This is a genomic window from Terriglobales bacterium (genome assembly GCA_035561515.1).
GTDB lineage: Bacteria > Acidobacteriota > Terriglobia > Terriglobales > Acidobacteriaceae > DATMXP01.
This window is the reverse complement of the sequence record DATMXP010000022.1, coordinates 46,210-71,345: the sequence shown is the minus strand read 5'-3', so window position 1 is coordinate 71,345 and position 25,136 is coordinate 46,210. Positions and strand designations below refer to the sequence as shown.

At 56.5% G+C, this 25,136-nt stretch carries 21 protein-coding genes; 4 read left to right on the top strand and 17 right to left on the bottom strand.

Going from position 1 to position 25,136, the window contains the following annotated elements; all coding sequences use genetic code 11:
- Positions 1–33: 33 nt before the first annotated feature.
- The 3 genes from VN577_09820 to VN577_09810 are packed head-to-tail and all read right to left on the bottom strand — an operon-like array spanning position 34 to position 2,818.
- Positions 34–570: a hypothetical protein gene (locus tag VN577_09820; protein HWR15117.1), complete on the bottom strand. Its 537-nt coding sequence runs from the start codon at positions 568–570 to the stop codon at positions 34–36.
- Positions 571–596: 26 nt separating this feature from the next.
- Positions 597–1,349, bottom strand: coding sequence for a hypothetical protein (locus VN577_09815; GenBank protein HWR15116.1), 753 nt, complete (start codon positions 1,347–1,349; stop codon positions 597–599).
- Positions 1,346–2,818, bottom strand: a complete 1,473-nt coding sequence (locus VN577_09810; GenBank protein ID HWR15115.1) for a M48 family metalloprotease — start codon at positions 2,816–2,818, stop codon at positions 1,346–1,348. The genes VN577_09815 and VN577_09810 overlap by 4 nt, the downstream gene beginning before the upstream one ends.
- Positions 2,819–3,237: 419 nt before the next feature.
- On the opposite strand from VN577_09810, the gene VN577_09805 reads away from it, so the two are divergent.
- Positions 3,238–6,144 carry a hypothetical protein gene (locus VN577_09805; GenBank protein ID HWR15114.1) on the top strand — a complete coding sequence of 969 codons (2,907 nt, stop codon included), beginning with the start codon at positions 3,238–3,240 and terminating at the stop codon, positions 6,142–6,144.
- A 48-nt stretch (positions 6,145–6,192) separates the two neighbouring features.
- Here the strand turns inward: VN577_09805 and VN577_09800 are convergent, their stop codons facing one another.
- From VN577_09800 to tldD, 7 genes are all read right to left on the bottom strand, one after another.
- A complete protein-coding gene (locus VN577_09800) occupies positions 6,193–6,798 on the bottom strand; it encodes a tetratricopeptide repeat protein (GenBank protein ID HWR15113.1) in 606 nt (201 codons plus the stop codon).
- Positions 6,799–6,810: 12 nt separating this feature from the next.
- A complete protein-coding gene (locus VN577_09795; protein HWR15112.1) occupies positions 6,811–7,404 on the bottom strand; it encodes a hypothetical protein in 594 nt (197 codons plus the stop codon).
- A gap of 89 nt (positions 7,405–7,493) precedes the next feature.
- Complete coding sequence (locus VN577_09790; GenBank protein HWR15111.1) at positions 7,494–7,997, bottom strand: DUF2393 family protein; 504 nt, start codon at positions 7,995–7,997, stop codon at positions 7,494–7,496.
- Between the two features lie 44 nt (positions 7,998–8,041).
- Positions 8,042–8,575, bottom strand: a complete 534-nt coding sequence (locus VN577_09785; GenBank protein ID HWR15110.1) for a hypothetical protein — start codon at positions 8,573–8,575, stop codon at positions 8,042–8,044.
- A 61-nt stretch (positions 8,576–8,636) separates the two neighbouring features.
- Positions 8,637–9,983, bottom strand: coding sequence for a TldD/PmbA family protein (locus tag VN577_09780; protein HWR15109.1), 1,347 nt, complete (start codon positions 9,981–9,983; stop codon positions 8,637–8,639).
- 23 nt (positions 9,984–10,006) lie between these two features.
- Positions 10,007–10,561 carry an inorganic diphosphatase gene (locus tag VN577_09775; protein HWR15108.1) on the bottom strand — a complete coding sequence of 185 codons (555 nt, stop codon included), beginning with the start codon at positions 10,559–10,561 and terminating at the stop codon, positions 10,007–10,009.
- Between the two features lie 8 nt (positions 10,562–10,569).
- Positions 10,570–12,000, bottom strand: a complete 1,431-nt coding sequence (gene tldD / locus VN577_09770; protein HWR15107.1) for a metalloprotease TldD — start codon at positions 11,998–12,000, stop codon at positions 10,570–10,572.
- 178 nt (positions 12,001–12,178) lie between these two features.
- On the opposite strand from tldD, the gene VN577_09765 reads away from it, so the two are divergent.
- A complete protein-coding gene (locus VN577_09765; GenBank protein ID HWR15106.1) occupies positions 12,179–12,730 on the top strand; it encodes a DUF1697 domain-containing protein in 552 nt (183 codons plus the stop codon).
- Here VN577_09765 and VN577_09760 read toward each other — a convergent pair.
- Positions 12,724–13,899, bottom strand: a complete 1,176-nt coding sequence (locus tag VN577_09760) for a uroporphyrinogen decarboxylase family protein (GenBank protein ID HWR15105.1) — start codon at positions 13,897–13,899, stop codon at positions 12,724–12,726. The two genes, VN577_09765 and VN577_09760, sit on opposite strands and share 7 nt — an antisense overlap.
- Before the next feature lie 174 nt (positions 13,900–14,073).
- On the opposite strand from VN577_09760, the gene VN577_09755 reads away from it, so the two are divergent.
- Positions 14,074–18,204 (top strand): DUF3857 domain-containing protein, encoded by a 4,131-nt coding sequence (locus VN577_09755; protein HWR15104.1) that lies wholly within the window; start codon positions 14,074–14,076, stop codon positions 18,202–18,204.
- 21 nt (positions 18,205–18,225) lie between these two features.
- On the opposite strand, the gene VN577_09750 is transcribed toward VN577_09755, so the two are convergent.
- Positions 18,226–18,963, bottom strand: a complete 738-nt coding sequence (locus VN577_09750; GenBank protein ID HWR15103.1) for a PASTA domain-containing protein — start codon at positions 18,961–18,963, stop codon at positions 18,226–18,228.
- On the opposite strand from VN577_09750, the gene selA reads away from it, so the two are divergent.
- A complete protein-coding gene (gene selA, locus VN577_09745; GenBank protein ID HWR15102.1) occupies positions 18,962–20,443 on the top strand; it encodes an L-seryl-tRNA(Sec) selenium transferase in 1,482 nt (493 codons plus the stop codon). The two genes, VN577_09750 and selA, sit on opposite strands and share 2 nt — an antisense overlap.
- 2 nt (positions 20,444–20,445) lie before the next feature.
- On the opposite strand, the gene VN577_09740 is transcribed toward selA, so the two are convergent.
- From VN577_09740 to aroC, 5 genes are all read right to left on the bottom strand, one after another.
- On the bottom strand, positions 20,446–21,057 hold the full coding sequence (locus VN577_09740) for an Ig-like domain-containing protein (GenBank protein HWR15101.1): 612 nt from the start codon (positions 21,055–21,057) through the stop codon (positions 20,446–20,448).
- A 76-nt stretch (positions 21,058–21,133) separates the two neighbouring features.
- Positions 21,134–22,468 (bottom strand): 16S rRNA (cytosine(967)-C(5))-methyltransferase RsmB, encoded by a 1,335-nt coding sequence (gene rsmB / locus VN577_09735; GenBank protein ID HWR15100.1) that lies wholly within the window; start codon positions 22,466–22,468, stop codon positions 21,134–21,136.
- On the bottom strand, positions 22,465–23,400 hold the full coding sequence (gene fmt, locus VN577_09730) for a methionyl-tRNA formyltransferase (protein ID HWR15099.1): 936 nt from the start codon (positions 23,398–23,400) through the stop codon (positions 22,465–22,467). The genes rsmB and fmt overlap by 4 nt, the downstream gene beginning before the upstream one ends.
- Positions 23,401–23,406: 6 nt before the next feature.
- Positions 23,407–23,922, bottom strand: coding sequence for a peptide deformylase (gene def / locus VN577_09725; GenBank protein HWR15098.1), 516 nt, complete (start codon positions 23,920–23,922; stop codon positions 23,407–23,409).
- The gene (aroC, locus tag VN577_09720) at positions 23,922–25,103 is read right to left on the bottom strand and encodes a chorismate synthase (protein ID HWR15097.1); all 1,182 of its coding nucleotides are present in this window, start codon (positions 25,101–25,103) and stop codon (positions 23,922–23,924) included. The genes def and aroC overlap by 1 nt, the downstream gene beginning before the upstream one ends.
- Positions 25,104–25,136: the final 33 nt, after the last annotated feature.

The window sequence follows — 25,136 nt, the reverse complement described above, 5'->3', positions numbered from 1 at the left end:
GTGCCTTAGGTGGCATGAGCCTCGGCCAATCGCTTATCTCCCCTTATCGTTCGTGGTTCTCGGATCTGCCGAAAATGCGAGTCCGGGCTGCCCGATGTGTCTTGCGAGATCCTCGTGAATTCGCTTTGTAGTTACTTCCAGTCCGTGGCCGCCTGAAAATCCGCCCCCACTGGCTGCTTCTTCTTTCCAGAGCTGCTTGCGATCAAGGTCAAAGCATTGCATGGTTACCTTGAGCCACTTACTTATCGGACGATCCACGACAACGTATAGGACGCTCGTCGCTCCGGCTTCACGCGCCATCTCAAAGACCTTATCCAGTTCCGTAGGGAAATCAGAATAGAACTTCGAGGTGCCCTTCAGTTCGGCAAGGGAAACGTTCTTCTCACGCAATGTTGCTAGAAGATCGTCGATGACGGTTTGAAATACGGTAGCGTCGCTATGCTTGATGTGGCCTTGCGTTCGCTGTACGAAGACGAAGACCTTCTCCTGCCCGGACGCGTCGGAAGTTTGGGCAAACGCTTGCCAAGCAACAAATGCCATCAAAATCGCGACAATGAGCTTTGGTCTCATACGTTTCCTTCCATGCACAAGACGATTTATTTGCCAGCTTCGGAAGGCTTCCCCTGAGTCTGTGCTGCCGGCGGTTGAGAGGCTGCGGATTGTGCCGGCGCCGACAAATTGTTCGCTTTGGCGAAATTCTTAAACGACTTGTCGATACCGCTTTTGGCGTCCGCGGGATCTTTAGCAAGGTTCTTGAGCATGACCGGCTTTGCAAAGTACAGGACATCTCCGTTCTTCGCATCCACCACGCCAACCAGAATCTGCATCACGTCAAAGGCTTGGCCGCCAACGATCCATCCGAAAGCTTTTTTGCCACCGGTCAGCACCTGGGCAGAAGCGCGTACGAAGACGAGTGCGTCGGCTCCTTCACCGGCGGGCAGCTTGGTGACGATGTCCCCCATGGTGAACCGGCCCTTACGGACGTCTTTTGATTTCTTGATCATCGGCTCCATGGTCGCATCGTACTTCTTCTGGAGATCGTCAACGACATAGCGCAGCTCGGCATCGTCCTTTAATACTTCGGGAGCAAGCGCAGTGTCGTTGATTTCGCATTTGAGATCCTTGAGCGAGGCCATGACAACAGGTGTCAAGTCCTTCTCGGCTTTCCGGGACTCCTCCATCATGGGTTCGGGGCCCTTCATACTGACGCGCGAGATCTCTGCCTGGATCGGCATCAATACGAGTTTCTGGATGTGCTTCTTGCCGGACTTGAGGTCCGGATGCTCAAACTGCGCTTCTGCTCCAAGACAAAAAGTAAAAAGTAATGTCAGTACGAATGCCTTTTTCATTTTCCTACTCCAGTGGTAGTAGTGGTCGCTGCACTCGGGGGTGAAACCAATCTCTTCTGGAGCGATTCGATATGCGCTTTGATTTGACGTATATCCTTAGGTGCCGAGGTGAGTTCCAGGTATTTCTGGAAGTCGGCGATGGCCTCGGTTGGTTTGCCCTGCTGTTCGTACAAAAAGGCCTGGCCCCGGTAGGCTGCCGGATTTTGCGCGTCAAGTTCGAAGGCTTTTGCGTAAGCGCTCTCCGCTTCGCGTAAATTAGCCTCCCACTTGTCCTTCCCTCCAGGGGCGTCCATTAACGCCTTCTCGTATTCCTCCTGGGTCAACTTCGAGAGCATCTTCCTCGTGCGCTTCTTGCCGTCTTTTGTGGTCTCGTCGTCTTCGGGTACGGCAGTGCGGGCGCCGAGCGCGCGATACGCATCGCCGAGCAGGACGTAGTTTTCAGCGTTATGCGGTTCAAGAACTAGAAGTCTCTTGGCAATATCTACGGCTGTGCGCGGCTTGCCCAGCATCATCGCCAATCCGGCGTCATGGCGAATTCCACTCTTGATCGAAGCGATGAAATCCTCGGCGCCCACTCGGCCGCCCCCTTCCGGTCGACCGATCTGCTCGGCGATTTGCTTGGTATCGACGACCCGATCCGTCAGCTTGGGGTGATCGGACCAGAAGAGGTTTTCGTCGCTCAGGTCGACTTCCGGCCCCTTCTTGAGCATCTCCAGAGCTTTGGACATTTCGATCGGATCGTATCCGGCATTCTTCATCACGCGAACCGCGTACACATCGGACTCGTGCTCCAGTTCGCGACGATAGCCGAAAACCGACTCCGCCAGGGCTAGGGGAATAAGATTTCCGATCGCGTTCACAATCCCGACGCTTGCTCCGGCCAGACCCGCCGCCGTTGCACCGGCCTGGATCACTTCGATAGCCACAATCTTCTTCCGCATGTCGTGATAACCGGTATAGACGTGGCGGTTAAAGACATGCGTGCTTTCGTGAGCGAGTACACCAGCAAGCTGGGCCTCATTTTCCAGGCGTGACAGCAGTCCGCTGTGAATGTAGATAGACCCGTTCGGCAGCGCGAAGGCATTCGGCGTCGGGTCGCGAACGACGAAGAACTTCCATTCCACATTTTCCGGTGCGCTGGGCGGAACGACACTGCGCCCGATGCGATTAACGTATCCGGTTACTGCCGGGTCCGAGTAAATCCAGCCCTTCTCTTCGATGTATTTATCGAAGGCGTTCACCTGCCTCAGTAGTTCGAGGTCCACCTTCCCGAAGTTGAATCTCTGTGCAGCCGCACTGGGAGTAAAGACCTCCGGGGACGGTGGCGCTTCGGGCTTATAGACGAGCGAGCGTTCTTGTTGAGCGGGCGTAGGCGCGGTCTCCTGCTTCTGCGCTTCTTGCGCCCAACTGAATGAACTGAAAAGCGTCAGACAAATCAACGACACCCTAGGTATGAAACTGAGTTTCATAACAACGGCTCCAAAATGCACGTCTGGGTTCACTTTCACTCAGGGTGAAAGTCGTCGTCCCCGGTGCAGATGGTACTCCGAATCATGAGCGGCGGAGGCGGGGAACTGACGCACATTCAGGCGGAATTCCCAAAACGGGAGAGGCGTCTTCCACGGCTTTTCGAGCTAAATCTTCCATTTACCAACTAGTAAAAAATGGGTGAGCACCAGATAGGCGATGCCCGGGGAGAGGGAAAGTTGTTTCCCACATTGCGCAAAGGTTTTTCACTCTTTTCAACAAAACCACATTATCAACGAGGTAAATAGTAGGTTTCGCTTGACATCGCCATCCGAGAGAGTAAGTTTGCTTCCTCGCATATCGCGACGTGGGGTCGCAAGAATCCCAACCTTTACGTCTCCGGTTCCAGGAGGAATGAAACATGAAGTCTCTGCAGGCAGTGGCAGTATGCCTTCTGCTGTCCCTTGTGGGCTCATTGTGGGCCACAGAGAAGTCCGCTAATCCCGCCAAGCAAAGTTCGAGTTCACAAGCTAAGAAGGTAAAGGTCAACCAATCTAAGGCGCAGTCGAAAGCCTCGAAGACTGCGAACAATACCGTCGCAAAGAAGCAAACCAAACGTGAGATGGACGATGCTCGCGGTGAGGAATCCGATAAGAAGCCGAAGGCATTGGCCCGTCACCTGGAGAAACTGCACCGAGCCCTGCCTGGGAACCAGGGCATGTCACCCACTGGAGCAGGCACGCCGGAAGAAGAAGCATTCTTGAACCGGGCTTATCCAGACACGGATATCCCGCTGGCGCTCATTGACTCATCCCGTGAAGCCGCAGCCGCCATCAGGGGCCGTGCGTTCACGCGCGGTAAGGGCCGCCCCGGCCAGTGGGTTTCGGTTGGACCAAGCAACGCTCAGTATCAACTGACGCCGCTGCGCGACGCCGGTTCTTACGTACCGAATCTCTACATTGCAGCAGGGCGTACCACGTCCCTGGCAGTGTCTAACACATGCGTTCCGGGGAATTGCCGTCTTTGGGCAACGCCGGCCGGCGGCGGAGTCTGGCGCGCCGACAACGCGCTTACGGGTGAGCCGCAGTGGAGATACCTCGCTACGCCGTTCGGTATCAATGCGGTCGGATCGATCACCGTGGACCCCAACGATCCGAGCGGCAATACAATCTGGGTTGGCACCGGAGAAGCGAACGCGAGTGCTGACTCAGCCGCAGGTGTTGGATTGTACAAATCCACCGACGGTGGCGACACCTGGTCAGGTGTTATGGGAAAGGCCGAATTCAACGGCCGATCGATCGGCACGATCGCAGTTAAGCCGGGCGATCCCAATACGATCTATGTAGGCACAACTCGCGGAGTACGTGGTGTGACTTCGACCACGGGAGGCGGAGTTTCGCTCGTTCCGGGCGCTGCGAAGTGGGGTTTGTACCGCTCCACCGACGGTGGTTCGACGTGGACCTTCGTTCACAATGGATCGGCAAACGCTGCTGCATGTACGGGTGACACCACCGAAGCGAACAACGGAACCCCGTGTTCCCCTCGTGGTGTGCGCCGCGTGGCCATCGATCCGACCGACGCCAACACTCTGTATGCGGCGTCTTACGCGCGCGGCATCTGGCGATCTGTTGACGGAGGCACGACCTGGACACAGATCAAGACATCCCTGAATGCGGCAAACACGACGACACGTCCGGAGTTCGCCGTAAACAAGACCCCCGACAATAAGACGCGGATGTACGTCGTGGAAGGCAATGATGGCACCAACGCGGCAGCCTTTTACCGGGCGGACGATGTTGCCGGTGCGGGACCCGTTTTCTCGCTGCTGTCCAGCAACAGCACTGCGAACCCAGGCTTCGGCGCTTACAACATCTGCACCGGGCAATGTTGGTATGACTCGCTGGTGACGAGCCCGACCGGTTATCCCGACATCGTTTACATCGGCGGGTCGTACCAGTACGGCGAAACTGGAAGGGTCTCGAACGGCCGTGGCGTGGTGCTATCAACCGATGGCGGACATACCTGGAACGATATGACCATGGACGCTTCCGATCCGGTACATCCGAACGGGCTCCACCCTGACCAGCATTTTCTGGTCACCAACCCGGGAAATCCATACCAGTTCTGGGAGTCGAGCGACGGCGGTATCGTTCGTTCGAGCGGTTCGTTCGCGGACGCATCAGCCAATTGCACTGGAAGGCCACTTTCAGCGACCGGCCTTGCTCGTTGCCAGCAGCTATTGTCGCGCGTGCCAACCGAACTGTTCAGCATGAACAAAGGACTGACGACGCTGCAGTTCCAGAGTCTCTCCGTGAACCCGAGCAATCCCAACAACATTCAGGGCGGAACGCAGGACAACGGAACCTGGGAAACAACCGGGAACCAGGTGAAGTGGTATCAGACCATGTGGGGAGACGGCGGCCAATCCGGCTTCGATGTTGCCGACCCGAGCTTCCGGTTCCACACCTACTATCAGGCAACGCCAGACGTTAACTTCAGCGGCGGTGAAATCATCGATTGGAACTGGATTGCCGACCCAATCTATGGCACCGAAGCGCAACTCTTCTACACGCCGATCATCTCCGATCCGACTGTAAGCCGCACGATGTACGTGGGAACGGGACATGTTTGGCGCACGAAGACCTCCGGCATGGGGGACCTCACGCTGGATGAGTTCCGGGCGCGCTGCAATGAGTTCTACGGAAACTTCAGCGGTCCTTGCGGTGATTGGCAGCCGTTGGGCGGCCCGGCATTAACTTCGGGCACTCTTGGCAATCGTTCCGGAGGATCGGTGGCGGCGGTAGAACGCGCCGCTGGCGACACGTCCACATTGTGGGCAGGAACAACAACGGGTCGTGTCTTCATATCCAAGAACGCTGATGCGGACCCGGCCAATACGGTTACGTTCACGCGCATTGATATCGGAAGCAGCCCTAACCGGCACGTCAGCGGTATCTACGTAGATCCGAAAGACCCGAATCGCGCGTGGATTTCCTACAACGGCTACAACGCTTCCGCTGGATCGATCCCGGGCCATATCTTCCAGGTCACATTCAACCCGGCTACAAACACCGCCACTTGGGTGAACCTGGATAACAACCTAGGGGACATTCCGCTTACCGATGTGGCCTTCGATAGCGCGACGGGTGATCTGTTCGTGGGAACCGACTTCGGCGTGTATGCGCTGGCAGCCGGAACCACCACGTGGACCCTTGCGGCACCGGGCATGCCAAACGTGGAAGTCGCAAGCATAACCCTGGTACCAAACTCCCGCATTCTGTACGCGGCAACGCACGGACTGGGAGCCTGGAGACTAAACCTCCCGTAAACACTGAGAACACAGTCGAGGCCGCCTGCGGGCGGCCTCTTTTTTGCTCTACAAAACGATATCGCTGACAGCCTTCTGGAAGCGTGCATCGTTCCAGAACGCTTTGAAGGAATCGTCTTTGCGCGGATCGGGGAATTTCACTCCAGAAGGTAGCGTGTCGCGGTGCTCCCACGACTTCCGAAGATAGGGAAGAGCCGAGTTCAGATCGTTCATCTCGGCGTAGACGCAAGCGAGATTGTAGTTGTACATCGCGTAATCGCCGTCGCTCTTCAATGCTTCGAGGTAAATGTCGCGTGCCCTTTTCAGTTCGCCACCCAGGGCATAGCTGATGGCCTGCTGGTCGATGGCGCTTCGGCGCTGGGCTTCCGTTAACTTCTTTTGAGATGCGTCGAGTTCGAGGGCCTTCGTGTATTCTTGCGCCGCCTGGAAGTTGCGTCGGGTCTGGGACAGAAGATCCGCCAGGGCGAGATGGGCATCAATCGAATTCGGATCCTCTTCTAGCGCTTGCCGAAGGTTCTTCTCAGCGCCGTTGACGTTGCCGCGAGCAAACTCCGTCTCGGCACGCCTGATCTTTTCATTGGCCTTCTTTGTATCCGCAAACCCTGAAACAGAAATCAGGCTAAACAGCACCAACAGCACAAACGATCGGCGCATAGCTAGCGGCTCCTATTCGACTGAAGTCAATTGGAAACCCGAGAGAATACTGGTGAATGTCTTCAAGTCCTGCTGAAAGTCGATCCGAGTCGTGTTCAGTATCGCGACGTAGATGATGGCGGTCGCATCCGGACGAGCACGGTAAGCCACCAGAATCTGGCGAAGTGTGGGTTGCTTTTCCGAATTGCGGTATTCGAGCACCAACCGGTTCGCGGGGAGATTTCCGAGCTTCGCAGGAAACGTTCCCGCCAGGCGAAGCTCACCTCTTCCCTGCAACTCAAGCGGGACAAGATTCTCGATATTGCGGGTCATCTGCCGAATAACCGCCTCGAGAGAACCGGCCTCATCGGTGTCGAATCGAGCACCGAACGCAATATAGCGCGCAGGCGTGCGATCCCAGTCGTGAGCATCGCCTGGCCGCAACAGATCGAGAGTAAATCCGTGGGCAGCCTCTTCGCTGCCTTCGAGATTAACGACGAGATCCGGGGGCAGAGTGATCTGATATCCCAGGCCTTTTACAAAGTTGTTGGCGAAATGGCTGGGGTTCTGCGGAGCCGCACTGACAGCAAGGCACAGAAAAATGATGGCCGTTCCTAAAAATCTCATCCTTCATTGATTTTACTGTCCATTGAGGGTTTTGTGAGATGCCGGATGGTCATCAGTGGGCTGGGCCATGCAGCCATATCGCGCCAATCCTATTTCGTGATGATCCGCGTAAATCTGAGCTCTGGTAGTCCCTGGTTCCAGTCCGCGGAGATGTGCTCGAACGTGAGCCGGAACTCGTGCTGCATGTTCGGTGTAAGGGGGTGCTTGTCGAGCGTGGTGGAGTCGACGTAATTCGGCATTTGATTGATGAGCGTCAGTTGCTGAGACTGCCGGTCGACGACTTCACCCAAGGTATTGCGGAACACTGCTTCCACGGTAGCGCCGGTGATCGTCTTCGACCCCATGTTCGCGATCTGACCCTCGACATAGGTAACGTTGCCGCCTGCGAAGTTTTCAGCCCGGCTCAGCTTGATATCCATGATGCGAATATTCGACGAGTACGGATCTTCGGTCGCGGGGCCTGAGCTCTGCGGCTGATTTCGGCTGAGAAGAACGGCCGCGCCTATGATCAGAAGAATGATCGCGGCACCAATTACCAGTGGAACGACGGAACGTTTCTCTTCAACTTGCGGAGTGGAGAACGGGCTCCCCATATGCTGTGATTGTCCACGGTGGTGGGAAGCCCGTCAAATGACCATTACTTTCCGCCTGCAGCTGTGACCTGCGCGATCTGAATATCGGGCGGTTGGTGATTCCATCCCTGCGGCACATGCTGCACGGGGATACGAATGTTGCCATTCTGGCCCGGCGCAATGGGAGTATCGACGAGATTCACACCCTTGCCATCCTTTATGCCTTCAGCGACACCCTGCACTTGCAGTGAAGTTCCGTTCTGGTCGGTGAAGATCACGTTCGTCAGCAGACCCGTAATGGCCGTGGTGCCGGCGTTGTGAACTGTCGCGTAAATGTATAGCTGCCCGCCAGTGGGAGCTTCCGAAATACGCGTTCCGGAGATCTGAACCTGGTCGCCTGTGGGCTGCGCCGGAACAGCAGCGTTGTTCGGCGGCATACCCGCTTTCGGTGTCCGCGGCATGAAGTAAAGGATCGCCGCCAGCAGAAGTGCTGCTGCTAACAGGCCAAGCGGCACCAGTGGCGAAGCTGATTTTTTGCGTTTCTGCTCGGCCAGGGTTGGAGTTGGTCGTTCTTCGGGAAGGTGCGGACTCGTAGCCATAGTTTCTCCCTGCCAGATTGATAGGCGTATTAAGAGGAGATGGCTGCGATGGCGGGCGAGTTTACTCGCCCGCTACTGTCATTCCGTCAATTCGGATCGTGGGACAAGCAACAGAGCCACGGAATTCGAGGTCGTTGCCGATTTCGGAAATGTTGAACAGCATGTCTTTCAGGTTGCCCGCAACCGTGATCTCCTCGACCGGATAGGCAAGCTGTCCGCCAGAGATCCACATGCCTGATGCACCACGAGAGAAGTCGCCGGTGACCAGATTGACGCCAAACCCGAGGAACTCTGTTACGTAGAGGCCATCGGGTACGTCGGCGAGAATCTGCTTAGGGTTTTTCGTGCCCGGCTCCAGAAAGAAATTGCCGACACCGATTCCAGGGGTACCTGCGAGTCCGCGAGATGCGTTACCTGTTGTGGCCAGTTTCAGCTTCTTGGCCGTATAGGTGTTCAGCAAGTACGACTTCAACTCACCTTTTTCGACGACCACCGTTCGTCGAGTAGGAACGCCTTCCCCGTCGAAGGGGGAAGTTCCAAAGCCGCCTTTGATCGTGCCATCGTCAACGATGGTGATATTCTCGCCGGCGATCTTCTCTCCGAGTTTCCCGGCCAGGAACGATGCGCCTCGATAGATGGAATCGCCATTCACGGCATCGGCTATGCTCTCCAGCAGTGCCCGCGCCACGAGTGGATCAAAAATGATGGGAACCTTGGCTGTTTTAGCCTTTCGGGCACCGAGCCTGCGCAACGTGCGTTCGGCTGCGACTTTGCCTACCTGTTCCGGGTTTTCGAGCAGCTTCATCGAGCGCGCAACCGAGTACCAGAAGTCACGCTGCATATTGCCGTTTTCATCTTTCGCGACCGGTACCGCGGATACCGAACAGTACGACCGCTTGTACTCGCCGACAAATCCCAGGGAGTTGGCGAAGATCTTTCGCCCGTCGGCAGCATCGAACGATCCGCCTTCGGAGTTGGAAATGCGCGAGTCGGCTGAGGTAGCGGCCTGCTCCGCTCGGCGTGCATAGTCGATACGATCTTCTGTCGAGAGCGAATATACGTCCGAGTGGTACAGGTCGAGATCACCTTCCAGCCTGCCGAGTTGTTGCTGTTCTGGGAGGCCGTTGAATTCGTCTTCCGAGGTGACCTTCGCCAGCGACACCGCGGAATTGACCAGTTGTTCAATACCCGCCAGAGTAAAGTCGCTGGTGTAAGTGCTCGCCGCGCGCTTCCCCATGAACACGCGCACACCCAGCACTTTGGCGCCTGATTCCTTCAGTGTCTCGACCTGGCCGAGACGAACGACGGTAGAAAATTCATTTCCTTCGCGGATGACCGCTTCCGCAGCCGAGGCCCCCGCCTTCATCGCGCGGGAGACTACGTCAGTTGTGAGTTCCTTCAGATCCATTGTTGCTTTCTTTTTGTCGGCCACTATGGCTGCGCCGCTATTTTCTGCTGCTCTGGTAGTTCTTCGAAACGGCGCTTGCTGTCCATGATTGCCGCCCTGGCCGCTGACGCATCCTTCCAGCCGAGCATCTGCGTACGTTTGCCTTCCAGGTCCTTATAGATCGAGAAGAAGTGCGAAATCTCGTTCATGACGTGCGGATACACCTGAGTGTAATTGTGCACATCGCGGTAACGTGGGTTGTGGCGCGGTACGGCAAGCACCTTTTCGTCCTTCGCACCTTGGTCAACCATTTCGAGTAGGCCGATCGGGCGAACCTCGATCAGGCATCCGGTGAAACTGGGCTCATCGACGAGAACCAGCACGTCCAGCGGATCGCCGTCACTCGACAATGTCGAAGGGATAAAGCCGTAGTCGCCCGGATAGTGGACTGGTGAAAAAAGGGAGCGATCAAGACGGAACACGTGGAGCTGCTTGTCGTATTCGTACTTGTTTACCTGTCCCGCAGGTATCTCGATAACGGCATTCACCAGCTCAGGCACGTCCGGGCCAATGGGCAGATGCAAATAATCAACTGACATGTTCTTGCTTACTCTCCCGTACCACCGACCGTGATACGGTCAACTTTGATTGTAGGAATTCCAACGCCGACGGGAACTGATTGCCCGTCTTTACCACAAGTGCCAACACCTTCATCGAGCTTCAGGTCGCTGCCGACCATCGACACCCGCGTCAGCACATCGGGACCATTGCCGATCAACGTCGCGTTCTTCACTGGAGCCGTAATCTTTCCGTTTTCGATCAGGTAAGCTTCCGACGCCGAGAACACGAATTTTCCGCTGGTGATGTCCACCTGCCCGCCGCCGAAGTTCACGGCGTAGAGCCCTCGCCTTACCGATTTAATGATGTCCTCGGGAGCATCCTGCCCGGCGAGCATGTAGGTGTTTGTCATGCGCGGCATCGGGATGTGCTCGTAGCTTTCGCGTCGGCCGTTGCCGGTGTTCGGAATGCCCATCAGCTTCGAAGACAATTTGTCGCTCAGGTATGCCTTCAGAATTCCGTTCTCGATCAGTACCGTCTCGCTGGTCTGGTTCCCTTCGTCATCAACGTTCAATGATCCGCGGCGCGACGGCACCGTTCCATTGTCAATCACCGTGCACTTATCACTGGCAACGCGACGACCCACCATACCCGTGAACGCCGATGTGCCTTTGCGGTTGAAATCTGCTTCAAGACCGTGGCCGATCGCTTCGTGGAGGAGGATTCCCGGCCACCCGGGACCGAGGACAACTTCCATCTCGCCCGCTGGCGCGGGCTTCGCATCGAGTTGAATAATCGCCTGCCGAGCCGCTTCCACGGCGAAATGATCGGGTGTGCTGATCGTCTTGAAGTGATCGAGAGAAACGCGTCCGCCGCCTCCGGAACTGCCTCGGGAAGACTGGCCCTTGTCGTCGCGGCCAATACACATCACATTCAGGCGCGCGAGTGGCTGGGTGTCGTAGGCGAAGCTGCCATCCGAACCTATCACAAGAATCTGCCGCAGTTCGTCGGCGTACCCCGCGCGAACTTCCTTGATCCGCGAATCGTAGGCACGCGCGGCACGGTCAGCGCGCATGACCAGTGCTACTTTGTCGGCAATCTCGGCCTCGGTCGGTGCAACTGCAAGTGGATAAAGATTGCGCCCGGTGTTCTGCTTCAAATCCACAATGGGCTGCTTGGCCGGACCGCTCGCGATCAACGCGGCCGTCTTCGCCGCATGCAGGATTTTCTCCGGCGCCAGGTCATCGGTGTACGCGTACCCGGTCCGCTCCCCGGAAATCACGCGAACCCCGCAACCGGCCGAAATCCCCTGCGAAGCGGACTTCACGATGGACTCATCGACGTTCACGGATGAAGTCGTGTGATACTCGAAATAGAGATCGGCGTAGTCGCCACCGGCCGAAAGTGCGGCCGCCAGATAGCGTTCGACGTGGGCTTCCGTCAGGCCGAATCGGTCAAAAACGAAGCTGGCTTTATGCATGTGATCCACAGGAGTTGGATGCGCAGAGTGTCAGTTCCGACGCAAGCAAGACTTTTGAACGTCCCGGTACCTCCACCCCAAACATTGATTATACGGGAGAAAATGCAGCCGGCGACCGATACCCTCATTCCCTTTCAGGTACCTCAGGCTGTGACCCGCCGGGTACAATTTTGAGCCCATGCCGAGAACAGAAACTTATATCGGATTCCTGCGCGGCATTAACGTTGGTGGCAAGAACAAGTTGCCGATGAAGGAACTCGCTGCCATGATGATCGATGCCGCATACACGGACGTAAGCACATACATCCAGAGCGGCAACGTCGTATTCCGTGCGAAGGCTGGCCCTAACCAATCGTTACAGCGACAAATCTCAAACGCAATAGAGAAAAGATTCGGATTCGCTTGCCCTGTAGTCGTTCGGAGCGCAGAAGAGTTAGCTGCAACCGTCCGGAACAATCCTTTTCATAAGAAGGGATCCAACGAGAACGAACTTCATGTGATGTTCCTGGCAGACGAACCCACGTCGGAAGCCCTCTCGAAGCTTGATCCACAGCGTTCGCCCGGAGACGAATTCCTTGTCCGCGGAAAAGATATCTACTTGCGGCTGCCAAACGGGGTAGCAAGATCGAAGCTCACCAACGCCTACTTCGATTCCAAGCTCAACACGACAAGCACCGCACGTAATTGGCGCACGATCCTGACTCTTCTTGAGATCGCAATCCGTCAGTAATATCCGAACTGTTCCACAGCTTCGCGCAGTTTCAGGATGTTCTCCGGCGGCGTCGCCGGCGAAGCGGAACAGGCCGTACTCAGGATGTATCCCCCGCCGGGTGCGCCGGTCTGAATTCTTCCTCGCGCGGCTTCGAATGCCTGCTCCGACGTCCCAAGCAGCAACTCCACGGCGTTGAGATTCCCTTTCAGGAAGAGCTTCCCGGCGGTCTGCCGTTTTGCGTCGGCTAGCTCTACGGTTCCGAGTGGCGGCGGATCGAGTGTGTCGATGCCGTTTGTACCCGTCTGCATCATCAAGTCCAGCCTGTCGCCAATTGCGCCGCAGGTGTGGGTGTAGACGGGCAGATCGAATTGCTCCTTGATCCCCGCAACGACTTTGTGTTCGTAGGGAAGCACGAAGCGTTCGTACTGAGGGCGACCAAGAAATCCAGCTCCAGCGTAAGCCGACGAAATCAGAATCGCGTGCGCACCCGCCGCCGCCTGGCCGCGCCCAAGTTCGATTGCTCCCATGGTCAGCGCTTCCAGGCAGGCTTCAACTTTGGCTGGGTCGCGACGGATCGCCAGCAGCCCTTTGGTGCAATCAAGCATGTCCATGAACTGCGAGAATGGCGAAAATATCTCGCCGTGAACAGATATCTCGTTCCCCACCCTTCCTACGACTTGCTTGATCGTGTCGTAGTGCCAACTAGGAAAGAAGTCCTTCCCTGGCACGGCCGCTTCGTTGCCAACACCCCACGCGTACGGATACGTGATGCTAAGCAGGTCGTGCGGATCCATGTAGAACAGCTTCTCGGGATTAACTTCTTCAAAGCGCGGAAAGTACCGCTTGCCGTCAGGTTGAAAAACATGAGGCAAATCTGCGTCAGGAAACACCGTGTACCATCCGTTCTTCCACGTGATCCAGCGCTCGCCATCTTTGTGCTCGATCTTCGTCACGTAGTCGCGCCAGCGCGGATTGCGGCCCGGAAGATTGATGAGGATGCCGTCGAAGCCGTAGCGTCGCTGCAAGCGGATTAACGCTTCCGCAAAGCCTTCGCTCGTATACCAGATCTCGAGGGCGTCCAGCCCGGATTGAAGAAAATAATGGCCCAGTGCCAACTGGCACATGAAAGGCACACGGTCGGGCGTGCCAAGATGCATGGCGACGTCCATTCGTTCATGGCTGTTCATGTGAAAACGGTAGCATCGCCGCTTCCAAAGCGCGGTGACAGATGACCTACTCCATTCGTTATTACCAAAATTCGTATTTTCAGCAACTCAGCCTTGATCCTGCCCTGAATGCGGGTTAGAGTCACAAATTCTCGACACTCTGGTTGGGAGAAACTCGCTCTTTAAAGGCCCCTCATGTCACGAACCATAGCTTGCATCCTCACCTGCGCTTTTGGTCTTTCCTTGCTTTGCGGTGCATCCGAAAACCAGAACAATGGATTTTCAGCAACTCCTCGTCAGCTTCTTGAAAGTGCTGCGGATGTAAAGGCGGATAAATCAGCTGAGATTGCGACATCCCTCGCTGAATACACGTTCCAACTCGATGCGCAAAGCCGCTTGACTTATAAGGTGCACCGCATTTTCCGAATTGAGTCTCAAGACTCCGTCGAAGACTGGTCATCCGTGTCTGTTTACTACTCACCATGGCGACAGGACAGACCAGAGATTCGCGTGCGGGTGATCAATCCAGATGGCTCCCAGCACGTTCTGGATCCCAAAGTCCTGGTTGACGCACCTACCAGCGATGACAGCGAGGCCAACGTATACGACGACAATCGGCTTTACCAAGGACCGATACCCTCAGTCTCCGTTGGTTCCATCGTTGAACAGGAAATCGTGATCCGTGATCGGGAACCGCTTTTCGCAGGAGGGATCGGTCGGACAGTGCGTGTCGGTTCTCGTTACGGGCCAGTGGAGCGCACTGTGGTCCTTATCAGTGCTCCAGCATCGTTACCAGTGAAATATGTAACCAGGCTACTGCCTAACATCGCCATGGAGAAGAAACAAACAGACGAAACTGTCGAATACCGCTTCGAGCAAGGCAGAATGGAGATGCTTGAGAAAGCTGAGGACAATTTGCCGGGTGATATCCCTGCATCTCCTTACTTGGCCTTTTCGACTGGGTCATCCTGGAAACAGATCGCCGACACTTATAACGCCCTCGTTGAGGCGAAAATTCGGCTCGCGGATGTCGAATCCCTGGTCCGGAAAAGTATAAAAACAACCGATTCCCGCGAACAGAAGATCAAGAAGCTGTTTGCCCTACTGCACAAAAATGTGCGCTACACCGGCGTCGAATTTGCCGACGCCGCACTGATTCCGGCGTTTCCCGGTGAGACTCTGAAGCGGGGTTACGGCGACTGCAAGGACAAGGCGACATTGCTGGTGGCAATGCTCCGTGCAGCGGGCGTTCCAGCTCATCTAGCATTGCTGACAACCGGCCCGGGCGAGGATAACGAGCCGCATCTGCCAGCAATGGATTTCGATCATGCAATCGTTTACGTTCCGGGAACTCCGGACATATGGATCGACGCAACTGCCTCGCGATACCAGGTCGGTCCTATTCCGCCGAGCGATGCGGGACGCCTGTCGCTAATCGTTCGTGAGGGCACGACCGAACTCGTGCGAATTCCCGAAAACAAGCCTGAGGACAACCTGCTGCTGGAGAAACGCGAATTCTTCTTGGCTGAGTACGGACCCTCGAAAATCGTGGAAACGTCCTTGCCGTCGGGCATCGCGGAAGCGAACTACAGGTCGTACTACCCGGCGTCGGAAAGCAAGGACCTGAAAGAGGGTTTGACTGATTACGTAAGCTCAACGTATCTGGCCGAAAAACTCACAGCGTACTCATACTCGGAAGCAGCGGACCTGAACACACCCTTCCAATTGAAGCTGGAAGTAGGAAAAGGGCGCCGCGGTTTCACTGATCTGGATGATGCCGTAGTTGCCGTATTGCCGGGGGACATCACTAGTCGCTTCCCAAGTTATTTGCGGGGAGAAGACGAAGAGCTCAGCGAGAAAGAGAAAGCTGACAAAGAGAAAAAGCCTCGCCAAGCCGACTTTGTTTTCACGCCATTCATTACCGAATGGCATTACCGAGTGGTTCCACCCATTGGCTTTAAGGTACGTGCGCTGCCGGAAAACACAAAAGAGCAGTTCGGTCCAGCGACGTTCTCATCAACTTATTCGGAAGCGGCGGATGGATCGGTTCTGGCCAATTACCGCTTCGACACGGTAAAGGGACGGTACACCGCCGTTGAGTCCGAGTCACTCCGCAGTGCACTGCGACAGTTCCGTGGACGAAGCGCAATCACCATTAATTTGGGGAACGCCGGCCACCTCCTGATGACCTCGGGCAAGATTCGAGAGGGGCTAATAGAGTTCGAGAAGGTTGCCGCAACGCATCCAAAGGAAGCGCTCCACAAAATCCAACTTGCCAGTGCGATGTTAGGTGCTGGTCTCTGCGAAGTAGCCCGTAAATACGCGCGAGAGGCAACGCTACTTGAACCAACTTCCGCGCGTGCGTACCAGATGCTGGGGTGGGTTCTGCAGCATGATCTGGTATGCAGACGATTGCAGAAAGGGTTTGATTACGCTGGATCAGTTGCTGCTTACAAGAAGGCTAAGGAACTGGTTCCCGACGAAATGGAGTACCGTCTGGACCTCGCCATCCTTTATGAACATGGCAGCGAAGGGTATCAATACTCTCCGAGCAGCCAGTTGAACGACGCGATTGCCGAGTGGCGCGAGATTGGTAAGTTGTCACCGAAGACGGCGAAGAGCTACGAGAACAACCTGTTGTTTGACCTCATGTATGCGAGCCGCTTTAAGGAACTGCAGGAAGAACTTGCGAATGTAAGCATGGACGTAACGCATCGAGCAATGCTGCTCGTCGCGATTGTTGGACAAGCCGGTACCGCTGCTGCTCTTGAGAAGGCAATGCAGATTACTTCCGATGAGAACTCTCGCAGCAACGTGCTCGTGACGGCCGGCAACTATCTGTTGCGGTTGCGCAAGTATCCGGAATGCGCAGAGATGCTCGCTGCCGGCAGCAAAGGACAGCCTGACTCGGCGGGCACATTGCAGAGGGCCGACCTGCTTCGCCGAACGAAGCCCTACCAACAGGTTATCTTTCCGGACAGCGATCCCCGTTCGGTGCTCCAGAAAGTAATGGTCGAAGCCATCAAGAATCCTGAAGGGAAGAACATTTTCAAGCTGGTTGCGGCCCTTTCAATGCGCGGTCTCACCCCCGACGAACTGCTCGAAAAATCTCGTTCCAGGAGAGAATCGGGCGCTACTCGGAGCACGTTGAAGAAATCGGGATTGCCACCTGAAACAATCATCGACTTGGGACTTTCCAACGCACAGTTCCACATGGAGGGCGATGACAACTCCGGATACCGGATCACGATGCAAGCGGTGGGTTCAAAGAACCAGGTTGGCTATGTGGTGCGGGAACAAGGGGAGTACCGATTGCTGGCGTTTGGGTCGGAGGCGGTGGAAGACCTCGCCGCAGAAGCACTTGGGCGGCTGGATCGGGGTGATACGGAGGGTGCGCGCAAGCTGCTGGATTGGGCTCGCAGTGACATTAGTATTGGAAGTGGCGACGATCCCCTCTCCGGTGAAATGTTCCCGCGGTTATGGACACGAGGAGACAAAGCGGATCTGAACACCATGCGAACCGCAGCGCTGAGCGCCGTAGGGAAACGTGAGGATTCGAAGAGGTGGGTACCCCAGCTCATCGAAGCTCGAAACAAAGCCACGAGTGATTCGACAAAGGCGTTTCTTGAGCGCTCACTCGCTACGGCTTACACCGCTTCATACAATTTCACCGAGTTACGCGCAAGCGCACTTCGATTGTTGGCCGCTTACCCAAAGTCCGACAGTGCTCTTCTTCTTCTGGGAGCGGCGTGCGCAAAACTTAAAGATTGGGATACTTGGAACAAGGCGATTCAGTCCCGACTCTCATCAGTGCCGGATGATGCCGTGGGGCAACGGCAACTTGCGTACTTGTATTCTTCTCAATCAAAGCTGGAGGAGGCGAACGACATCCTAAGAAAGCTACTGGCTTCCAGTGATTCCACCGCTGAAGACATGAATCTTTTTGGCTGGAATGAACTGCTGATGGGCAAGATCACTGAAGAGGGCATTCAGCACCTGCGGCGCGGGATCTCGATCCAGAAGGGCTACGGTATTGTCCACACCCTGGCTTCGATTTATGCGGAAAACGGAAACGCCGGTGAGGCCCGCCAGTTGGTTCTTGGAATCATGGACGACAATGGAATGGATGAACCTGACGATAACCTCTGGTATGTATTCGGCCGTATCGCTGAAATTTACGGTCAGCCGGATGCTGCGATGGCCTGCTACAAGCGTGTGCATTGGAAGGAGAAGTACGAGCCGGATCCGGGTGCAACTTACGTCTTAGCTCAGAAACGGTTGCAAGGCCTTCCTTCGGTGAAGGAGGCGGCCGTTGGAGCTAAATGAGTTCTGCTCCACCGTGGCGGATTAGCGATTAACTTCCATTTCAACCGGCGTCGCGACAGTCACTTTGTAGCCCGGCGCCGGGTTCTGCCGAATGACGATCGTAGTCGCTGGTGGTGTGTCCTTCGGCGTAGGTAGCGGGTTCACTTCCTGTTCCGTATACACGCGCTGCACTTTAAAACCCGCTCCTTCGATCTTTGAGACTGCTTCAGCCAGGGGACGCCCGACGAAGTTCGGCATCACGTACTCCGTGGGTTGAGGGTCAGCAGCCATCAAAACGCTCACTTTGGGCGATTGAACGCCTTGGGCGTTGGCTGGGGGACTTTGCGCTACGATTTGTTGCGTTGGCATGTCCGGCAGGGATACTTGCGCTATGGTTCCTAACTCCAAGCCCCGTTGCCGCACGTTCAACTCGGCGGCTCGTGGACTCTGTCCGGTGACATCCGGGATCACAACCCGCTGAGGTCCCAGGCTTTGTGCCAGCCGCACGCGCCATCCTCTTCGAACCCGAGAACCGGGCGGGGGCATCTGGGAAACCACGCGGCCTTCAGGCACGTCCGGGCTATAAAACTGTCCTTCAATCGCAACTTGCAGGCCGTTGTCCATGGCCAGGCGCTCCGCTTCAGACGTACTGAGCTTGGCGAAGTTGGGGACAGTGGTTTCTCGCCCATGAATGGCAATCCGCATGGCCGTGAGCGCCGACATTACGGCCACGGTCACCAGGATCATCGCCATCAGCACCAGCCGGAAAAACTTGCGCATGAGCCGTATTGTAGCGAAGCCTGGTGCCGTTCTGACGGATAGGGCCGATTGCTCTTATACTCTCTGGGTGCAGATTTCCGACAAGGCAGACCTGTTCCGGAAGTTACCCTCAGTCGATGAGCTGCTTCGTAGTCCACAGCTCGCGGCGATTATAGAAAGCGAAGGTCATAGTGCCGTTACAGAAGCGGCACGCTCGGTGTTGGCTTCGGTTCGCGAAGCGATTGCGTCCGGCGCTGTGAATGCGCACGGCGTCGACCTTGCATTGTCGAACCTGAGCGCAGTGGTCGAAAGGCAAGTCAGACATTCCGTTGCCTATTCGCTGCGCCGGGTAATCAATGCCACGGGAGTAATTCTGCATACCAATCTCGGACGCGCTCCGCTCGGGGAAACAGCACTCCAGCACATCGCCGAAACGGCTACTGGCTTTTCCAACCTCGAGTTCAATCTGGATTCAGGCGAACGGGGTAAGCGCGACGTTCATGTCGATCGGCTTTTTGCGCGTCTGTTGATGCCCTATCTCTCTGATGATCGCGGAATCTCCAGCATCGTGGTGAACAATAATGCCGCTGCCGTAATGATCGCCCTGAACACTCTCGCGGAAGGCGGAGAAGTAATCGTCTCACGCGGCGAGCTGGTCGAGATTGGTGGTTCCTTCCGTGTTCCGGACGTGATGTCGAAATCGAACGCAAGCCTCCGCGAAGTCGGCACCACCAACCGGACTCGCATCAGCGATTACGAGCACGCCATCAACGATCGAACCAAGTTGCTGATGCGCGTGCACCGGTCGAACTTCCAGATCGTCGGATTCACCGAACAGCCTTCTCTGGAAGAATTGGTGGCCCTCGGCCGTAAGCATGGCATCCCTGTGATGGAGGATCTCGGCAGCGGCGCGCTGTTCGATCTTCGCGAAGTCGGAATCGCCAATGAGCCCGGTGTCGGCGACAGCATCCGCGCAGGCGTCGACCTCGTTACCTACAGCGGCGATAAATTGCTGGGCGGCCCCCAGGCCGGCGTGATCAGTGGAACACCGGAACTGGTATCGCGGATCCGCAGCAATCCGCTCTTCCGTGCGCTACGCGTGGACAAGTTGATTTTGGCCGCCCTTGAGGCCACGTTGCTCGCATATACGAAGGGCGACTTCAACGCCATTCCCGCCGTTCGGATGATGCGTCTCTCTCCGGACGCGATACGCGAACGCGCCGAGAGTATCGCGGCTCGGCTCTCGAATACGAAACTTCGCGTTCAACTTTTCGAGGGCGAATCGGTGATCGGCGGGGGCGCCGCACCGGGATCGACACTCCCTACCGTATTGCTCGGGATCTCGTCCGATCGACAAAACGCGGATCACCTCGCCAATGAACTGCGCCATAGCCACCCCCCGGTAGTCGCGCGAGTGGACGAGGACAGGCTCGTGCTCGACCTCCGCACCGTTAGCCCGGAAGAGGATGAAGCCGTACTTGCGGCCTTGTTGAGGTTGTAGTTCTACTGAACCGTCAAGTTTGTTGTTCCGGTGACCGTTCCCGTGCTGGTGTTGATCTTCGCCGTAATGCTGGTCGTCCCGAAGCCCACGAGTGTTGCGAGTCCCGAACTGTTGATGGTGGCCGCCGACGTTGTGCCGCTGGTCCAGGTGACACTATTGGTCAGATCAGCAGTCGAGTTGTCTTCGAAAGTTCCCGTCGCCTTGAATTGAACAGTCCCCTGGCTCTGAAAAACGGTGCTGTTATTTGGGGTGATCGAGATCGATTGAAGGGCGCTGTTCGTGACGGTGATCTTCGCCGATCCCTCGACGCCATCGGCTTCAGCCGTGATGGTTGCCGTCCCTGCCGCAACCGTCGTAACGACTCCGGCATTAACAGTCGCAACGTTGCTGGACGACGACGTCCATTTCGCTGTACTAGTTACGTCTTTCCCAACACCGTCGACCGTTACGCCGTTCGCCGTCAGATTGATCGTCTGCCCAGTAGGCGTCAGCGTGGAAGCTGGAGTTACCGTGATGGTTTGCAGCGAGTCTCCCGATACGAAGAAATCGCCGCAACCCGCGAGCATAAACACCAGAGATAAAGTGGCAATCAGTGCAGTAACTCGAACGAACAACTGACACCTCCCGAAGACCCGTGACAACTTATACACACGAAAGCTTTGTCTCGGCCCTGTTCTGCTGAACGCGAGTTCAGCTCACTCTTGCAATCATCGCAGCAAAAAATCCGTCGGTCCCGAAAGCGCCCGGAACTACTCGCAGGAAGGGACCATCCAACAAGGATTGGATGTGAACATCCAGCAGTTCGCCCTCGCCGCGTAACTGTTTTAGCTCGAGAGCCATATCCTGCACCTGATACTCACTATTTTCCCTCAAAACCTGTTCGACTACCCGCTCGTTTTCCTCCGGCTCAAGCGAACAGGTGGAATACACCGCCCGGCCGCCTCTGGTTACATGCTTCAATGCCGACCTAAGAATCGACATTTGCCGAGCGTGAAGATCGTCCAGATCGCTTGATTGCATACGCCATTTGATTTCGGGATTCCGCCCCAGCGTCCCCGTACCCGAGCATGGAACATCGGCAAGAACACGGTCGAACACCATGTCGGCTGAAAGCTGGGTTGCGTCAGCGGTCATCACCCGAATATTCGGGTTCCCCTTCAGTCGCCGCTCCATCGCCGCCGCCCGATGCGCATGGATCTCCGTCGCTACAACTTGCGACGCCACATTCCTTTGCGCGAGTATGGCCGCCTTACCGCCGGGAGCCGCACAGCAGTCAAGCAGGCGCTCGCCTCGTCCGACCAGCATCGCAACAAGTTGCGACGCTTCATCCTGGATGGCAACACGGCCCGTCAGAAATGCCTGCTCTTTCGTAACATCGCCGGTCACTACTCGTCGCGAACGCTTAATCAGCTGGCCGGGTCCTAGCGTGATGCCAGCCGATGAAAGTTCCCCGATTGCCGAGTCGTCCGACACGTGGATCGATGTTGTCGGAACGCTCTGGTCATGTTGGCAAATGCGCTCAGCCAGTTCGAAACCGTAGCGGCGCACCCACCGCTCCACCATCCAGTCGGGATGTGCATACTTCCGCGCCAGATCTCGCGCATTCTCAACCGGCGCATCTTGCGCACCCAGATCCGCCTTCTTTGAAACGAGCTTGCGCAACACTGCATTGACAAACGGAGCCGCCGACCGCTTCTTCTTGCGTTTTGCCAGTTCCACGCTATCGTTAACCGCAGCGTGTGGCGGAATGCGATCGAGGAATCCGATCTGGTACGCTGCCAGCCGCAACGCTTCCAGCACTTCCGGGTCGAGCTTGGAAAGCTTTTGTGACGAAACCGACGCGAGCACTTCATCCAGGCGAGAGCGCCAGCGCAGCACCCCCAGGACAAGTTCCATACAAAGGCCACGATCTTGTGGGGTTAGCTTTTCGAGACGTTCGGAGTGAATCAACTCCGACGCAAACGCCCCGTGATGTTCCACTCGCAGCAGAATGTCGAGTGCTGCATCACGGGCCGGTGAGATCATTGGAGTCTCTCGCCATTGGTCGGCTTGTAGCCATTCAGGAAGTCTTTCGCCGACATTCGCTTTTTGCCTTCCGGTTGTACTTCCAGCAGTTCCAGCGTACTTAGCTGCCCGCAACCAACCAGCATCTGTCCGCAATCGACCCGAAGTTCTCCAGCCTCGAGAACTGCCGTTCCAGACGGTAATGAACGCGCTGCAGTTACGCTGAGCTTCTTTCCGCGATAGGTGCAGTATGCGCCCGGCCAGGGCTGAAACCCTCGCAAACGGTTCCAGATGTCAGTCGCGGTTCGCTGGAAATCGATCTGACCGTCCTCTTTCTTCAGAATCGGCGCAAGCGTCGCTTCCGAATGATCCTGCGGAGTGGGGGTCACAGTTCCATCTTCCAGGCCACGCAGAGTCTCCACCAGTAGTTCCGCGGTAATCTGCGCGAGCTTCGGAGCTATGGTCAGAGCCGTATCATCCGCCGTGATCGGAAGCTCCCGTTTAAGCAGCATATCGCCGGTGTCGAGTCCGGCGTCGATTCTCATCGTCGTAACCCCGGTCACTGTCTCGCCCATCGCGATCGCCCACTGGATTGGCGCAGCTCCCCGGTACTTCGGAAGCAATGATGCATGCCCATTGATATTGCCGAACCGCGGCAGGTCGATCATCCACTGCGGAATGATGCGGCCATAGGCAACCACGACGATTGCATCCGGCCTGATCGCTTCCAGCCGTGCACGGAATTCCTGGTTGTTCTTGATCTTTTCCGGCTGCATTACTTCCACGCCGCGGGACAAGGCCAGTTCCTTCACCGGTGTCGGCGTGATCTGCATGCCGCGGCCGCTGGGACGATCAGGCTGCGACACGACGAGCGGGATCTCGAATCCGCTATCGAGCAACGCACGCAGGCTTGGCACGGCAAACTGTGGGGTGCCGCAAAACACCACGCGCATAGCAGCCTACTTCCATTCTCCGGCGCGTTCGAGCTTGCGAATCTTGCGCCTCATCAGGTCGCGTTTCAGACCACTGATCCGATGGATATAAAGCTTGCCGTGCAGGTGATCGATTTCGTGTTGAAAGGCGCGGGCCAGCAGGTCGTCCCCGGTCTTTTCGTACCACTTGCCCTTGGCGTCCTGGGCGCGGATCGTTGCTTTCTTCGCCCGACTCACGTTCTCGCGGAAGTCCGGAATGCTCAGGCAGCCTTCCGACTGTGAAATCTTGCCTTCCAGATGAATGATCTCGGGGTTGATCAACACCAGCTTCGCCGACGGGTCCTCCTTGAAGGATACGTCGATCACGGCAATGCGCTTGGAGATGCCGATCTGTGGTGCTGCCAACCCAACCCCGTGCGCTTCGTACATGGATTCGAACATGTCCTCGATCAGTTTGTGCAATTCGGGCGTGTCGAATTCAGTGATCGTCTCGGCCTGCTGTTCCAGGACCGGGTCGCCGTATTTAACGATGGGATAGATCATCAGTAGTTTCGAAGCTGTTGGCAGTAGCCTTGGAAATTGCGCAGTGTTTCTGTCATCGAGTCGCCGCCAAATTTCTCCACGGCACAGCGTGCGATCATCAGGGCGACCATAGCTTCTGCCGCCACTCCCGCTGCCGGCACCACGCACACGTCCGAGCGCTCGTAAGCGGCCTTTACCGGTTCGCGCGACGCAAAGTCCACCGATTCAAGCGGCCTGCGCAATGTGGAGATCGGTTTCAAGTACCCGCGTACCAGGATATCTTCGCCATTCGATACGCCGCCCTCGAGTCCGCCTGCGCGGTTCGATTTGCGCCGAAAGCCCGTCAGTTGCCCTGAGCTGTTCTTCGCATCATAGGTGATTTCGTCGTGAACCTGCGAGCCCGGCGAAGTCGCGGCCGAAATGCCATACCCGATCTCGACGCCCTTTACTGCCTGCAATGACATGACTGCGCCGGCCAACAACGTGTCCAGGCGCTCGTCCCAGTTCACGTGCGTGCCGAGACCAGCCGGGACGTTATGCGCGCGAACCTCGAATACCCCACCAAGCGTGTCGCCGGTGCGATAGATTCCGTCGACTTCGGCCTTCATCGCTTGCTCGGTCTCGCCATCCACGCAATTCAGCAGGATTTCGTCTCGCGTGTTCAGCGCAACAATCTCTTCCCACGTTGCTTCGCGCTTCAGCGTCGTATTCCCGACTGCGATCACGTGGCTCAAAACTTCAATACCGAGTTCCCGCAGAAACAGCTTTGCTATTCCACCGGCCGCTACGCGTGCCGCAGATTCGCGGGCCGAGGCGCGTTCCAGAATGTAGCGAGCATCCGTGAAGTTGTACTTAAGAGCGCCAGCCAGATCTGCGTGCCCAGGTCGTGGCGAAGCCACACGCTTGTGCTTTGAGGGATCGCCCGTCTCGATCGGAAGAATCTCCTGCCAGTTCTGCCAGTCCCGGTTCGCCAGAAGAATCGCAATGGGAGAGCCGATTGTCTTTCCGTGGCGCACGCCCGAAACAATATGGGCCGTGTCCCGCTCGATCTTCATCCGACCGCCGCGGCCGTATCCCTGTTGACGACGCCAGAGTTCGCGGTCGAGAAAGGCCTGGTCAACAGGCACACCAGCAGGCAAACCCGAGAGCAGCGCTACCAGGCTCTCGCCGTGAGATTCCCCAGCAGTGGAAAAGCGCAACATAGAACTTTCGATTGTAATAGAAACGGTCTCGCG